General features: G+C 63.3%; 14 protein-coding genes and 1 pseudogene. 8 read left to right on the forward strand and 7 right to left on the reverse strand.

The window, feature by feature from the left end:
• The first annotated feature begins 212 nt into the window (after positions 1-212).
• A pseudogene (locus tag C2L64_RS17245) lies at positions 213-1,354 on the forward strand (IS481 family transposase).
• Between the two features lie 235 nt (positions 1,355-1,589).
• On the opposite strand, the gene C2L64_RS17250 reads toward C2L64_RS17245, so the two are convergent.
• Positions 1,590-2,102 carry a winged helix DNA-binding protein gene (locus tag C2L64_RS17250; RefSeq protein WP_007577159.1) on the reverse strand — a complete coding sequence of 171 codons (513 nt, stop codon included), beginning with the start codon at positions 2,100-2,102 and terminating at the stop codon, positions 1,590-1,592.
• Positions 2,103-2,293: 191 nt separating this feature from the next.
• Here C2L64_RS17250 and pxpB point away from each other — a divergent pair, with 191 nt between their 5' ends.
• The 7 genes from pxpB to C2L64_RS17280 all read left to right on the forward strand — a co-directional run bounded on the left by pxpB (position 2,294) and on the right by C2L64_RS17280 (position 7,745).
• Positions 2,294-2,947, forward strand: a complete 654-nt coding sequence (gene pxpB / locus C2L64_RS17255; protein ID WP_090838470.1) for a 5-oxoprolinase subunit PxpB — start codon at positions 2,294-2,296, stop codon at positions 2,945-2,947.
• Positions 2,944-3,996 (forward strand): 5-oxoprolinase subunit C family protein, encoded by a 1,053-nt coding sequence (locus C2L64_RS17260; RefSeq protein WP_090838468.1) that lies wholly within the window; start codon positions 2,944-2,946, stop codon positions 3,994-3,996. The genes pxpB and C2L64_RS17260 overlap by 4 nt, the downstream gene beginning before the upstream one ends.
• A gap of 16 nt (positions 3,997-4,012) precedes the next feature.
• Positions 4,013-4,765 carry a 5-oxoprolinase subunit PxpA gene (gene pxpA / locus C2L64_RS17265; protein ID WP_090838474.1) on the forward strand — a complete coding sequence of 251 codons (753 nt, stop codon included), beginning with the start codon at positions 4,013-4,015 and terminating at the stop codon, positions 4,763-4,765.
• 312 nt (positions 4,766-5,077) lie between these two features.
• Positions 5,078-5,851 (forward strand): DUF969 domain-containing protein, encoded by a 774-nt coding sequence (locus C2L64_RS17270; protein WP_079498758.1) that lies wholly within the window; start codon positions 5,078-5,080, stop codon positions 5,849-5,851.
• Positions 5,848-6,804, forward strand: coding sequence for a DUF979 domain-containing protein (locus C2L64_RS17275; RefSeq protein ID WP_090838466.1), 957 nt, complete (start codon positions 5,848-5,850; stop codon positions 6,802-6,804). The genes C2L64_RS17270 and C2L64_RS17275 overlap by 4 nt, the downstream gene beginning before the upstream one ends.
• Before the next feature lie 221 nt (positions 6,805-7,025).
• A complete protein-coding gene (locus C2L64_RS54895; RefSeq protein ID WP_244144686.1) occupies positions 7,026-7,175 on the forward strand; it encodes a hypothetical protein in 150 nt (49 codons plus the stop codon).
• A 30-nt stretch (positions 7,176-7,205) separates the two neighbouring features.
• Entirely contained in the window at positions 7,206-7,745 is a 540-nt protein-coding gene (locus tag C2L64_RS17280) for a tetratricopeptide repeat protein (RefSeq protein ID WP_244144687.1), read from the forward strand.
• Between the two features lie 36 nt (positions 7,746-7,781).
• On the opposite strand, the gene C2L64_RS17285 is transcribed toward C2L64_RS17280, so the two are convergent.
• The 6 genes from C2L64_RS17285 to C2L64_RS17310 form a co-directional block, all read right to left on the reverse strand.
• On the reverse strand, positions 7,782-8,927 hold the full coding sequence (locus C2L64_RS17285) for a TraB/GumN family protein (RefSeq protein ID WP_090838464.1): 1,146 nt from the start codon (positions 8,925-8,927) through the stop codon (positions 7,782-7,784).
• A gap of 58 nt (positions 8,928-8,985) precedes the next feature.
• Positions 8,986-10,023: a peptide ABC transporter ATP-binding protein gene (locus tag C2L64_RS17290; RefSeq protein WP_167449583.1), complete on the reverse strand. Its 1,038-nt coding sequence runs from the start codon at positions 10,021-10,023 to the stop codon at positions 8,986-8,988.
• On the reverse strand, positions 10,020-11,024 hold the full coding sequence (locus tag C2L64_RS17295) for an ABC transporter ATP-binding protein (RefSeq protein ID WP_007742846.1): 1,005 nt from the start codon (positions 11,022-11,024) through the stop codon (positions 10,020-10,022). Before C2L64_RS17295 ends, C2L64_RS17290 begins: the two co-directional genes overlap by 4 nt.
• A gap of 1 nt (position 11,025) precedes the next feature.
• Complete coding sequence (locus C2L64_RS17300) at positions 11,026-11,943, reverse strand: ABC transporter permease subunit (protein ID WP_007577140.1); 918 nt, start codon at positions 11,941-11,943, stop codon at positions 11,026-11,028.
• Between the two features lie 4 nt (positions 11,944-11,947).
• Positions 11,948-12,961, reverse strand: a complete 1,014-nt coding sequence (locus tag C2L64_RS17305) for an ABC transporter permease subunit (protein WP_007577139.1) — start codon at positions 12,959-12,961, stop codon at positions 11,948-11,950.
• Between the two features lie 154 nt (positions 12,962-13,115).
• Entirely contained in the window at positions 13,116-14,747 is a 1,632-nt protein-coding gene (locus C2L64_RS17310; protein WP_007577137.1) for an ABC transporter substrate-binding protein, read from the reverse strand.
• Between the last annotated feature and the right edge of the window lie 19 nt (positions 14,748-14,766).

Below are 14,766 nucleotides of genomic sequence, written 5' to 3' on the forward strand. Positions count from 1 at the left end.
TTCAGAGCGTTGGCAACGAACATGAGTCACGTGATTGCCGTGTGAAGTGTGGGACCGGTTGGGGGCCCTCAGGCAAACACAAGAGCTGGCGGTGTGAGCCGCTTTCTTTTGCCTACTTTTCTTTGCGGCGGTGTACAGACTGGAGACATAGCTGACAGGTGTACAGGGACATGACTGACACTTTCGGGTAATCAAACGCCCGGATTCCAACCATGCCCTGGGAAGCAAAAGACACCATGAATCTCCGCGAAGACTTCGTGCGCGATGCCGCCACGCAGGCGGTGCCGTTCAGCGAGTTGTGCCGCAAATACAAGATCACCCGTCAGACGGGCTACAAGTGGCTTGGACGCCATAAGAGCGAAGGCGCCGACGGACACCTGGCCGACCGCTCCCGCCGCCCGCATCACAGCCCCACACGCTCACCGGAGCACATCGAAGCGCTGGTGCTGGACCTGCGCTGCCAGCACGGCTGGGGCGGACGCAAGATCGCACAGCGCCTGCGCGATCTGGGCCAGACCGAGGTGCCCGCGCCTGCCACCATCACCGAGATCCTGCGGCGCCACGGGCTGATCGACGAACAGGCGTCGCGACAGCGCCAGCACTGGCAACGCTTCGAGCATGAGCATCCGAACTCGTTGTGGCAGATGGACTTCAAGGGCGACTTCCCGACCCTGGAGAGCGGGCGCTGCGCGCCGCTGACGGTCATCGACGATCACTCGCGCTACAACATCGTGCTGAGCGCCTGCTCGCGCACCACCACGCAGGTCGTGCAGGAAGCGCTCGAGCAGGCGTTCCGCTGCTACGGGCTACCCTCGCGTATCAACACCGACAACGGCGCGCCGTGGGGCTCGCCCAGCGCGCCGGGACAGCTCACCGAGCTCGCCGTCTGGCTGATCCGGCTGGGTATCCATGTGAGCTACAGCCGGCCGTATCACCCGCAGACCAATGGCAAGGACGAACGGTTTCACCGCTCGCTGAAGGCCGAAGTGCTGCAGCGGCACGCCTTCAGCACGCACGAGCACGTGCAGCAGGAACTGGATCGCTGGCGGCAGGTGTACAACACCGAGCGTCCACACGAGGCACTCGGGATGGCCACGCCGGTCACCCGCTACGCGTGCAGCCTGAGCAGGATGCCCGATCGCCTCCCGGAGCCCGAATACGAGTCCGGCGATAAGTTTTACTGGTCAACTCAAGCGGCGTGGTGCGCTTCCGGGGCGAGAAAGTGAGGCTCTCGATTGCGCTCAAGGGCTTGCATGTGGCAGCCCGCCCGAGCGAGGACGAAGACGGGGTGATCGAGTTCTGGTTCGCCCATCAGCGTGTCGAAAAACTTGACCTGAAGGAGCCCAAACCCTGACCATCATGTGTCAGCGATGTCCCTGTACATGTGTCAACGATGTCTCCAGTCTGTACACGGCGGCAAAGAAAAGTAGGTGCCGCCCCGCACAAGGGCGACGCTTGAAGCACGAAGGCATAACGCGGATGCCAGCGCAAAGTCAAAAAACCGAAAACCGCTTGCGCAGCAAACACCGTAACGCGGATGCCAGCGAAAAGGCAAAAAATCCAACCCGTCGGCAGACAGCAAAAAACCCCTACAGCGATGCAGCCGCCCGCGCCGCAGTGTCATAAAGCCCGGAAGCATTCCGCATCAGTTGCGCTGCCTCCCCAATCTGCTCATTGGTGAGCCCACTTTCCTTCAGCGTCGCGATCAGACAACTCTCCCGCACCTCGCGATACTTCATACACAGATCACGCCCCGCCTGCGTAGCAGAAAAAAACACTTCCTTGCCGGTCTTTTCGCTTTTTACATACCCTCTAGCTACGAGCTTCTTGAGCGCGTAAGTCGCGACGTGCGTGTCCTCGATATTCAGCACGAAGCAGATATCCGCAATCTTCTTGCGCCGCTCGCGGTGGCTCACATGGTGCAGCAGCGAAACTTCGATCGCAGTCATGTCCTTGTCGCCCGCCGCCGCCATGCAACGAACCATCCATCGATTGAACGCGTTGCTCGCCATGATCAGTCCGTACTCGAGTTCGGATAACTCCGCACTAAATTCAGACACAAGATGTTCCGATGAGACGATTTTGGTCGGATGACGCGCCATGGTGATTTTTCTATGCGAAGCGTGATGGTTGACCGAAGTGTACGACTTCCCTCCTGGACGGGCGAGCCTGGGGACATCGCTTATTGATAAATTGTCGAGATTTTATTGAGAATGTAGGCTAGCTCTATCGTGAGAAGTTAGCATGCATCGTCGGACGAATCTGCTGCTTCTCTACTTGACCCAGGATATTGATGACTGAACCCCGCATCTTTCCGTTTGGCGATACCGCACTGGTCTGCGAAGCGCCGCCGCCTGCCACGCTGGATTGCCAGCGCCGCGTGTGGTCGGCCGCCCAGGCCGCGCGCGACTGGCCGCACGTGCTCGAAGTGGTGCCCGGCATGAACAACCTGACCGTGATCTTCGATCCCCTCGCAGCCGATCCCGACGATCTGACTGCCAGGCTCAAGGCCGCGTGGGAACAGCCAGGCAGCGCGCAAGATTTGGGCCGCGAGGTGGAAATCCCCGTGCAGTACGGCGGCGAGTTCGGCCCGGATCTGAAGACGGTGGCCGATCACACGGGCCTCACGGTGAAGGAAGTCGTCGAACGGCATGCGGGCGGCGAGTACATCGTGTTCTTTCTCGGCTTCCAGCCTGGCTTCGCGTACATGGGCGGGCTCGAGGAGGCACTGCACACGCCGCGTCGCGCCGAGCCGCGTCTCGAAGTGCCCGCTGGCTCGGTCGGCATCGGCGGCGCGCAGACGGGTATCTATCCGGCCACTTCGCCGGGCGGCTGGCAACTGATCGGCCGCACTGCGCTGAAGCTCTTCGACCCGACGCGCACGCCGCCCACCCTTCTGCAACCGGGCGATCGCGTCCGCTTCACCATCGCGGGGCTGCACGCATGATCGACGTAATACGCGCGGGTCTGTTGACCACGATCCAGGACCTCGGCCGGCATGGCTTCCGGCACCTCGGCATCGCGATGGGCGGCGCGCTCGACAGGCTGTCGCTCGAAGTGGGCAACCGTCTGGTCGGCAACCGGCCCGATGCCGCCGGGCTCGAAATCACCTTCGGCCCGACCGTGCTGCGCTTTCTGCGCCCGACGCGCGTCGCGATCACGGGCACCGAATTCGGTGCAACGCTCGACGGCAAACCGGTCTATTCGTACTGGAGCCTGCCCGTGCAGGCCGGCCAGGAACTGACGCTGAACGTGGCGAAGCGTGGCATGCGCGGCTACGTTTGCATTGCGGGCGGCGTCGACGTGCTGCCGATGCTCGGTTCGCGCAGCACCGACCTGCAGGCTGGCTTCGGCGGCCTGGGCGGCCGCGCGCTGCGCGACGGCGACCGCCTTCCCGTCGGCGTGCCGCGCGCCGGCACGGGTTCAGGCTTTTCGCCCGATGCGCCCGAGTTCGGTGTGAAGGCGCCCGCCTGGTGCAAGTTCGTGCTCGTCGACGAGCCGGTGCGTCGTGGCCGTCATCCGTCGGGCGTCGCCTGGGCGCCGCCCATCCGCGTGCTGGCCGGCCCCGAGTACGACAGCTTCACCGCCGACGCGCAAAACGCCTTCTGGAACGACGAGTGGCTCGTCACGCCGAACAGCAACCGCATGGGCTTCCGGCTGGCGGGCACCGAACTCAAGCGCACGCACAAGAGCGATCTGCTGTCGCACGCGGTGATGCCCGGCACGATCCAGGTGCCGCCGAACGGCCAGCCGATCATCCTGATGAGCGACGCACAGACCACGGGCGGCTATCCGAAGATCGGCGCGGTGATTCACGCGGATTTATGGAAGCTCGCGCAGGTGCGCCTGAACGGCGCGGTCCGCTTCATCCCGACCACGCCTTACGAGGCCCGCCAGGCGCTGATCGAAGAGCGCAAGTACCTGCGGCAGATCGATGCCGCAATCGGCATGCATGAAGAACGCTGCGCGCGCCTCGCCGCACCCGCAGCGATGTAAGACCTACGAGGACATCATGGAAATCGACTTGAACGCCGATCTCGGCGAAGGATGCGGCTCCGACGAGGCGCTGCTCGATCTCGTCAGCTCAGCGAACATCGCGTGCGGCTGGCATGCAGGCGGACCCAATGCGATGCGCGAATGCGTGCGCTGGGCAGTGGAAAAAGGCGTGTCGATCGGCGCGCATCCGAGTTTCAACGACCCGGAGAACTTCGGCCGCAAGGAAATGGACTTGCCCGCGGGCGAAATCTACGCGGGCGTGCTGTACCAGCTCGGCGCGCTGTCGGCGATTGCGCAGGCCGAGGGCGGGCGCATCGCGCACGTGAAGCCGCACGGCGCGCTCTACAACCAGGCTGCGCGCGATCCGAAGATCGCCGACGCAATCGTCTCGGCCGTGCATGACTTCGATCCGTCCGTGGCCGTGTTCGCGCTTGCCAACAGTGGGCTCGTAACGGCCGCGCGCAACGCGGGGCTCGTCGCGATCGAAGAAGTGTTCGCCGATCGCGGCTATCGCGCGGACGGCTCCCTCGTGCCGCGCAAGGAGCCGGGCGCGCTGCTCGAAGACGAAGAAGAAGTGCTGCAACGCACACTGGCGATGGTACGCGAGCAGCGCGTGCAGGCCGTCAGCGGCGAATGGGTGCCCCTCAACGCGCAGACCATCTGCCTGCATGGCGACGGCCCGCATGCGCTCGCGTTCGCGCGCCGCATCCGTACGGCGCTCAAGGAGGCCGGCATCGGCGTGCATGCGGCGGGCGCAGCGCGCGTCTGATTTTTCAGCGCTTACGCCTCTGATTAAAGGCCATTACACAACAGTCGACGCCCCGCTTTTCGCGGGGCGTTTTCCAGAAAGTAAGCCAGAAAACAACATCGCCAGTTGCCAACGGCTTTTTGAAGCAGCACAAGTTCGGCAGCAACCGTAGAGCAGTAACCCGCAGCAACGACAGGGCAGTGCAGCCTGAGTGGCCACCGAAGAGCCACAGGGCAACGAGGAAAGCCGGGCCCAAAAAAACCAAGGCCCGGCGTCATTAAAGTTCGCCGCCACGAGCGGTGTCCCAATGCAGGACCACCTCTGGAGATCTAGATGCAGTCAACCGTCAACCTATGGCCGCTCATTGGAGTCGCGGTCATCATCGTCGGGTTTGTGTTGCGCTTCAACCCGATGCTGATCGTGGCCGCCGCCGCCGTCATCACCGCCATCGCCGCGCACTTTCCGCCGGACAGAATCCTGGCCGCGATCGGCAGTGGCTTCATCAAGACACGCAATATCCCCCTCATCATCCTGTTGCCGCTCGCAGTGATCGGCCTGCTCGAACGGCACGGGCTGCGCGAGCGCGCGCAGACGTGGATCGCCAGCATCAAGGCCGCGACGGCCGGGCGTCTCCTGATCGTCTATCTGCTCGTGCGCGAGCTGACGGCGGCCGTCGGCCTGACGGGCCTCGGCGGGCATCCGCAGATGGTGCGTCCGCTGATCGCGCCGATGGCGGAAGGCGCCACGGAAACGCGCTTCGGCAAGCTCAGCGATGCCGTGCGCTACAAGCTGCGCGCGTTCTCGGCGGCCACGGACAATGTCGGCCTGTTCTTCGGCGAGGACATCTTTGTCGCGTTCGGCGCGATCGTGCTGATGGTCACGTTTCTGAAAGAAGCGGGCATCACGGTCGAGCCGATGCACGTCGCGCTGTGGGGCATTCCGACAGCCATCAGCGCCTTCCTGATCCACGGCTTCCGGCTCTGGCTGCTCGATCGCAAGCTCGAACGCGAGTTGCGCGGTAACGCGGCATCGCAAGGGGCTGCGAACGTCAACACGAACAACCACACGAGCCACAACGCGACGCGCACGACCGGGGACGAAGCATGACACTCACCATCAACTATCTGTTCTGGCTGCTCGGTATCGTGCTGCTGGTGATCGGCGGCATGATCGCCACCGATAAGGATCATCCGCGCCGCTTCACGGCGGGCGGCTTCTGGATCATCTACGCGCTGATCTTCCTGGTCGGCGACAAGCTGCCCGTCGAACTGGTGGGCGTGCTCGTCATCGCGATGGCGCTGATCGCGGGCTTCGGCGGCGTGACGGCGGGCAAACCCAAAGTGCTGTCCGAAGCAGCGCGCAAGGCGAGCGCCGCGCGCCTCGGCAACAAGCTGTTCGTGCCCGCGCTGACGATTCCCGTCGTCACGGTGATCGTCACGTTGTCGGCGAGCCATCTGGTGTTCGGCGGCACGCCGCTGGTCGAGCAGAAGAACGTCACGCTGATCGGCTTCGGTATCGGCTGCGTGATCGCGCTGGCGATCGCCTGCATCATGACGCGCGACACCGTCGGCCAGTCGATGAAGGAAGCGCGGCGTCTCGTCGATGCGCTGTCGTGGGCGGCCGTGCTGCCGCAAATGCTCGGCATGCTCGGCCTCGTGTTCTCGGACGCGGGCGTCGGCAAGGCGGTCGCGCACGTGACGACGGCTTACATCAGCCTCGACTACCGGCTGATCGCGGTGGCCGTCTACTGCATCGGCATGGCGCTTTTCACGATGGTGATGGGCAACGGCTTCGCCGCGTTCCCGGTGATGACGGGCGGCGTCGGCGTGCCGATCCTCGTCAACGTGTTTCACGGCAACCCGGCCGTGATGGTCGCAATCGGCATGTTCTCCGGCTACTGCGGCACGCTGATGACGCCGATGGCCGCGAACTTCAACATGGTGCCCGCCGCGCTGCTCGAACTCCCCGACAAGAACGCGGTGATCAAGGTGCAGGTTCCGACGGCGCTCACGCTGCTCGTCGTGAATATCTTCCTGCTCAACTTCCTGATGTTCCTGTAGCGCCTTTGCAGTGATCCCGGCCGCGGGCGGCTCGCCGAATCCTATTTCCAGGATACGCGATCCGCCCGCGCGGCTTGTTTCAAAAGGCGCGCCGCCATTTTTAGGATGCCTCTGATAGTTTGGCCGAGGCCCCGGACCTAACCTGTGAATGTTCCATCGTTCATAGTCCGGCGCATCGACAGGTCTGCGCCGGCTCTTTCGAGAGTCTGGAGAGCATCGCCATGCAACCGCAATCCGCCGTTTCTACTTCCTCCGCTTCTACCTCCACCGCTTCTACTCCTACCACCCAGCTTTTCCCGCTCACGCTCGCGTTCGCGCTCGAAGCGCATCGCGCGTGCCGCTTCATCGAAGCCGAATCGCTGTACCGCTAAGCACTCGCGATCTGCCCGGAACAGCCGGATGTGCTGCATTACTACGGCGTGCTGCTGCATCAGCGCGGCCAGCATGTGCTGGCGCTCGAATACATCGACCTTTCGCTCGAACTCGAACCGGACAACGCGGAGTGCTGGAACGACCGCGGCTTCGTGGCCGATGCGCTCGGCGACAAAGCGCTCGCACTTCGCTGCTATCGCGTGTCGCTGGCGCTCGATCCGCGCTCACCCGATGCGCACAACAACATCGCCGTTGCGCTCGAAGCCGAAGGCAAGCTCGGTGAAGCGGTACATCACTATCGCGAGGCGTTGAAGGTCGACCCGACGCTCGCCGACGTGCATATCAACCTCGGCTCGGCGCTCGACCGCCTGATGCGATTCGACGATGCCGACGAGCACTACCGCGCGTTGCTGTCGCTGAATGCGCGCACGGTTAACGTCTGTCTGAAGACGAGGGGTTCGAAAGAACAGTCGCTCGATGCGCTGGAAGCAGCGCTAAAACTCGTGTCGCAAACCGGCCGTGGACGTGTCGCCAACGGCGCCTTCGGCGCGGTAGGGGCAAGCGTTTAACCGTCGCTCACGTTGAGCGCGCAGGCAGCGCGCTCCTCAATAAGACTCGACAACAAACCCCCGCTGCCGCAACAGCTGCAGCACACCTTTTTGCCCGCCCAGATGCAGCGCGCCGATCGCGACGAACACTGGCTTGTTCGGCGCCGCGATCAGTAGCATCCGGTTGACGAAGCGCCGGTTGCGATCGAACAGAATCTTGTTATCCACCTGCGCGGAGATACGCTTGTCGCGCGCGAGCTTCTCCGACTTCGCTGCTTCCCACGCGGTAATCGCATCCGCGTCGCCGACGCGCCATAGCCGGTGCAAGGTCTGCACATCGGCGACATTCTCGGCGGGCGTCTGCACGAGATCCTGCGCAAGCATTTCGCGCTGCTGCGCCAGCGTGAGCCCCGTGAACGCGCGCATCTGCTCGGCGAGCGTCTCCAGCCCGACAATCTTTCCCTTCTGCCGCAGATACACGTTCTGCAACTGCGCTTCCGTGCCGAATTCCGTTTGCAGCCCGGCGCTCAGCGAATCGTAAGTTTCGACCAGCAAGGACGCGAGCCACGGCCGCATCTTGCGGATTTCATCGAGCGCGGCGGGATTGGCACGCAGACGCATCGCGAGCTTGTGCCACAACGGTTCGGGCAACAGCTTCGGCAGACATTCATACGAGCAGATGCCGTACTTCGACACATCGTCCTGCGAGACGAGCAGATCGTCGGGCGACAGTTCGAGCGCAAGCGTCGGCGATGCGGCTAGCGCACCGAGAATCGGCGCGCGGAATGGCTGGTTCGGCGGATAGTCGTTCGGATCGCCGACATGCAGCGTGCCCAGAAGATAAATCGTGGTCTTGCCGCGTGTCGCGACATAGAAAGGCATGCGCGTCGGTTGCGCGCGCACGGGACCGCTCGCCGTGGTGCCGCTCGCGTACGAAGGCGGCGGATTGAAGCCGGGCAGCGTCGCGCGCGGTTGCGACGGGGTGTGCGGAACGGGAACGGCCGGGCGGCCGACCTGATTGGCCTGCGCAGCCTGCACGGGCGTATTCGCCGAAGCCCCTGCGGCATGCGCGGAGGCGATCGGATCGAACGGATGAAACGGCAGCAACGGACATTGCGCCGTCACGACGAGCAGCGCGCCCATCAGGACGCGCGCAACCCGCCGATGTGAAGACGCAGCGCGCGCGCCGCCCGCATGTTTCATAGGCTTCACATGCTAACGACGCGCATGACGGCGCGCAACATCACGCGCCGCCACCCCATCATGCATTCGTATCGTCCCCCACCTCCTCGGCGCGGTGACACGATACCTGGCGACCATCCACTTCACGCAGCTTTGGCTCTTCTTTGCGGCAACGTTCGATAGCATACGGGCAACGCTGATGGAACGTACAGCCCGACGGCGGATTGAGCGGCGACGGCATTTCGCCTTGCAGCTTGATCTGGATGCGGCGGTCGGCTTCGAAGATCGACGGTGTCGCCGACATCAGCGCGCGCGTGTACGGATGACGCGGCTTGCTGAAGATGCGCTTCTTTTCACCGAGTTCGGCAACGCCGCCGAAGTACATCACCATCACGTCGTCGGCGATATGCTCGACCACCGACAGATTGTGCGAGATGAACACATAGCTCGTCTTGAACTGATCCTGCAGGTCCATGAACAGGTTCAGGATCTGCGCCTGGATCGACACGTCGAGCGCGGAGACCGGTTCATCGGCGACGACGATCTGCGGATCGAGAATCATCGCGCGCGCAATCGCCACACGCTGGCGCTGGCCGCCTGAGAACATATGCGGATAGCGCTTCGCATGCTCGGGCCGCAGGCCGACGGTGCGCATCATGTGCGCAATGCGTTCGCTGCGCTCGCTTGCGGTCAATTGCGTATTGATCGCGAGCGGCTCGCCCAGCGTCTGCTCGACGGTCTTGCGGGGATTGAGCGACGCAAACGGGTTCTGGAACACCATCTGCACGCGGCGTCGCAACTGCGCGATTTTCTCGTGGCTCGCGCCCGCGACATCTTCGCCGTCGATCAGCAGACGTCCGGCCGACGGCGCTTCGATCATCGTCAGCTGACGCGCGAGCGTCGACTTGCCGCAGCCGGATTCGCCGACCACAGCGAGCGTCTTGCCGCGCTCCAGATGAAACGACACGCCGTTCAGCGCCTTGACGGTGCCATGGCCGAACATGCCGCGCTTCACGTCGTAGTGACGCGCGAGGTTGTCGGCGATCAGCACGTGATCGCCTGCGGGCTTGCCGGGCCTGTCACCATCGGGGCGCCGCGTTTCGGGTACTGCGTTCATCGTGCGCCTCCCGGGTGAATGGCATCGCGAACCAGATTCAGCGGCTTGATGCAGCGAACCTGGGCGGCGGGATCGTGATCGGCCAGCGGCGAGAGCGCGGGCCGCGCCTTGTTGCAATCGTCGACGACGTATTTGCAGCGCGGCGCGAACAGACACCCCTTAGGCCGGTCGTCGCGTCCCGGCACCATGCCCGGCAGCGCGGCCAGCCGCACCGCGCCGACGTTGTGCTCGGGAATCGCCGCCAGCAGCGCTTCCGTGTACGGATGATGCGGCGCCTTGAAGATATCGGGCACGCGGTTCGTTTCGATGACTTCGCCCGCGTACATCACGGCTACACGCTGCGCGACTTCCGACACCACGGCCAGATCGTGCGAGATCAGCACGAGCGCCATGCCGCGATCTTTCTGCAACTGCACGAGCAGTTGCATGATCTGCGCCTGAATGGTCACGTCGAGCGCGGTGGTCGGCTCGTCGGCGATCAGCAGCTTCGGGTTGCACGCAACCGCCATCGCGATCATCACGCGCTGGTTCATGCCGCCCGACATCTGATGCGGGAACGTGTTGATGCGGTTCTTCGCGTCGGGAATGCCGACCTGATCGAGCAGTTCGACCGCGCGTTTGTGCAATGCGTCGCCGCGCAGCCCTTCGTGCAGTTTCAGCACTTCCTTGATCTGATAGCCGACGGTGTAGCTCGGGTTCAGGCTCGTCAGCGCGTCCTGAAACACCATCGCCACGTCTTTGCCGATGATCTTGCGGCGTTGGTTGGGCGTCGCGTTCAGCAGGTCCTTGCCGTCGAAGGTGACTTCGTCGGCCGTGACCTTGCCGGGCGCGTCGATCAGGCCCATCAGCGCCATCATCGTCACGCTCTTGCCCGAGCCCGATTCGCCCACCACGCCGACCACTTCGCCCGGCGCCACGTTCAGATTGATTCGATCGACAGCGGGCATGCCGCTGAAGTTCACCGCAAGATTGCGGATGGTCAATAGGTTACCGTTGCTCATGTCAGGCCAGCCTTTTGAGTTTCGGGTCGAGTGCGTCGCGCAGCCCGTCGCCGAGCAGGTTGATCGCGAGCACCGAGATCAGGATGGCGAGACCGGGCATGGTGACGATCCACCATGCGCTGTCGATGTAGTCGCGTGCCGACGCGAGCATCGCGCCCCACTCCGCCGACGGCGGCTGCACGCCGAGGCCGAGGAAGCCGAGCGCGGCGGCATCGAGAATCGCCGACGAAAAGCCCAGCGTGGCCTGCACGATCAGCGGCGCAGTGCAGTTCGGCAGCACCTGCGAGAACATCAGGCGAGCCGTGCCCGCACCTGCGACGCGCGACGCCATCACGTATTCCTTGTGCAACTCGCCGAGCGCCGATGCGCGCGTCAGACGCACGTAACCCGGCAGCGCGACGATCGCGATGGCGAGCATCGTGTTCACCAGACCCGGACCGATGATGGCAACCACGGCTACCGCGAGCAGCAGCGACGGCAGCGCGAGCAGCACGTCCATGATGCGCATGATGGGCGTGTCGGCCCACTTCTCGAAGAACGCGGCGATCAGACCGAGCACGATGCCGGGAATCAGCGCGAGCACCACCGAAACAAAGCCGATCCAGAACGACAGCCGCGCGCCGTACATCAGGCGCGAAAGAATGTCGCGGCCGGCTTCGTCGGTGCCGAGAATGAACTTCCAGTTGCCGCCGTCGAGCCATGCGGGTGGAATCTTCACGGAATCGCGGTATTGCTCGATCGGGCTGTGCGGGGCGATCAGCGGCGCGAAGATCGCGACGAAGACCAGCACCAGCACGATGAGGCCCGCGCCGACGGCGCCGCGGTTGCGGGAGAAGTTGGACCAGAACTCGCGGGCGGCGAGAGCACGGCCGCTCGGGGGTGTGACTGCCTGGGGGACTGTATTTTGAATGTCTGCCACGGTATTACCTCGTATGGCGGATGCGTGGATTCAACACGCCGTACAACAGATCAACGACGAGGTTCACGACGATCACGAGTGTCGCGATCATCAGGATACCGCCCTGCACGACGGGATAGTCGCGCCGGCCGATCGCGTCGATCAGCCATTTGCCGATGCCCGGCCACGAGAACAGCGTTTCCGTCAGCACCGCGCCCGCGAGCAGCGTGCCGACCTGCAAACCGATCACCGTGACGACGGGAATCAGCGCGTTACGCAGTGCATGCACGACGATCACGCGTCCCGGCGACAAGCCCTTCGCGCGCGCCGTGCGAATGTAATCTTCGCGCAGCACTTCGAGCATCGACGAACGGGTCATCCGCGCGACGACCGCGAGCGGAATCGTGCCGAGCACGATCGACGGCAGGATCAGGTGCGACAGCGCCGAGCGGAACGAGCCTTCATCCGTGCCGGGCAGCAGCGAGTCGATCAGCAGGAAGCCGGTCACGTGCGGAATGTCGTATTCGACCGCGATGCGGCCCGACACGGGCGTCCAGCCGAGCTTCGACGAGAAGAACATGATGAGGATCAATCCCCACCAGAAAATCGGCATCGAATAGCCGGTCAGCGCTGTGCCCATCACGCCGTGATCGACGGCCGTGCCGCGCCGCAACGCAGCGAACACGCCCGCCGGAAGACCCACGATCAGCGCGAACATCATGGCGCAGATCGACAGTTCGACGGTGGCGGGGAAACGGGCCAGGAATTCGTCCATCACGCTGGTATTGGTGATGATCGACGTGCCAAGGTTCCCCTGCAGCGCGTGGCCGACGTAATGGAGGTACTGGATGGGCAACGGTTCGTCGAGCCCGAGGCGATGCATCGCCGCAGCGTGCATGGCCGGATCGACGCCGCGCTCGCCCATCATGACTTCAATGGGGTCGCCCGGAATCAGGTGAATGAGTGCGAACGCGAGGATCGTGATACCGATGAAAGTCGGTATGACCATCCCGATGCGGCGCAAAACGAATCGGAACATGGTTCGTCCCTATGGTCTTGGTGAGAAAAAACGCAACCGGCGACGAGGGCTCGTGACCCCGGTCGCCGGACCATTTCGACCAGTCTTCTAACCGAACGAAAAGCGTACTGCGTATGGGATGCAGCAGGCAACGAAGCCCACCGCATCACGTGATTTACTTCATGCTTACGCCATCGAAGCGCGCATAGCCGAGCGGCTCGATGCGCATATCGACAACCTTCTTGCTCACCGGCTGATACACCGTCGAGTGAGCGATCGGCGAGAACGGCAATTGCTGCGCGAAGATCTGCTGCGCCTGCACATACGCCTTCGTGCGGTCTGCCTGGCCCGTCGTTTCACGGCCCTTCTGCACGAGTTCGTCGAACGGCTTGTAGCACCACTTCGAGAAGTTGTTGCCGTTCACCGCGTCGCAGCCGAGCAGCGTACCGAGCCAGTTGTCCGGGTCGCCATTGTCGCCCGTCCAGCCGATCAGCATCGTGTCGTCTTCGCCCGCGTGCGCGCGCTTGATGTACTCACCCCATTCGTACGTGACGATCTTCGCCTTCACGCCGATCTTGGCCCAGTCGGCCTGGATCATTTCCGCCATCAGCTTGCCGTTCGGGTTGTACGCGCGCTGCACGGGCATCGCCCACAGCGTGATGTCGAAACCGTTCGGGAAGCCAGCTTTGGCGAGCAGCGCCTTGGCCTTTTCCGTATCGTATGCCGGCATCTTCAGGTTCTTGTCATACGACCACTGAGTAGGCGGCATCGGGTTCGTCGCGGCCTGGCCTGCGCCTTGATACACGGAATCGATGATCGCTTTCTTGTTGATCGCCATGTCGAGCGCCTGACGCACTTCGAGCTTGTCGACGGGCTTGTGCGTCACGTTGTACGCCAGGTAGCCCAGGTTGAAGCCCGGCTGCGACGGCATGTCGACGTTCGAATCGGCCTTCAGCGGTGCGATATCGGCGGGACGCGGATAGCTCATCACCTGGCATTCGTCACGCTTCAACTTCTGCACGCGCACGCCCGCATCAGGCGTGATCGAGAAGATCAGCTTCGAGATCTTGACCGTGTTCGGCTTCCAGTAGTCCGGATTGCCGTCGAAACGGATCGTCGCGTCCTTCGTGTAGCTGCGGAAAATGAACGGGCCCGTGCCGACCGGCTTCTGGTTGATATCGGCCGCGTTGCCGGACTTCAGCAGCGAATCCGCATATTCAGCCGAGAGGACCGACGCGTATTCCATTGCCAGATTCTGGATGAACGGCGCGTTGACTTCCTTCAGCGTGAACTTGACCGTGTACGGGTCGACCTTTTCGACCTTGTCGATCAGCTTGTCGAGGCCCATGTCGGTGAAGTACGGGAACTGCACCGGGTAAGCCTTACGGAACGGCTGGTTCGTGTCCAGCATGCGCTGGAACGTGAACACGACGTCATCCGCGTTGAATTCGCGGGTCGGCTTGAACCAGGACGTGGTGTGGAACTTGACGCCGTGGCGCAGATGGAACGTGTACGTCTTGCCGTCCGGCGAGACATCCCACTTTTCTGCGAGGCCCGGCTCGACCTTCGTGCCGCCGCGTTCGAATTCGACGAGGCGGTTATAAACCGTGAACGTATTGGCCGTGAAATCCACGCCTGTGGTGTATTGCGCCGGATCAAAACCCGCCGGGCTGCCTTCCGAGCAGTACACGAGGGTTTTGTTCGGGATATCGGCGGCGTTCGCCAGTTGGGTCCCCGCCATCGATGCCGCTGCCGTCGCGACCAGCATCGTGAGCCGTGCCGCGCGCAACAGTTTGTTTTGCTTCATGTTTCCTCCAGGATCATCG

Origin of the sequence: Paraburkholderia hospita (assembly GCF_002902965.1) — a bacterium.
Classification (GTDB): domain Bacteria; phylum Pseudomonadota; class Gammaproteobacteria; order Burkholderiales; family Burkholderiaceae; genus Paraburkholderia; species Paraburkholderia hospita.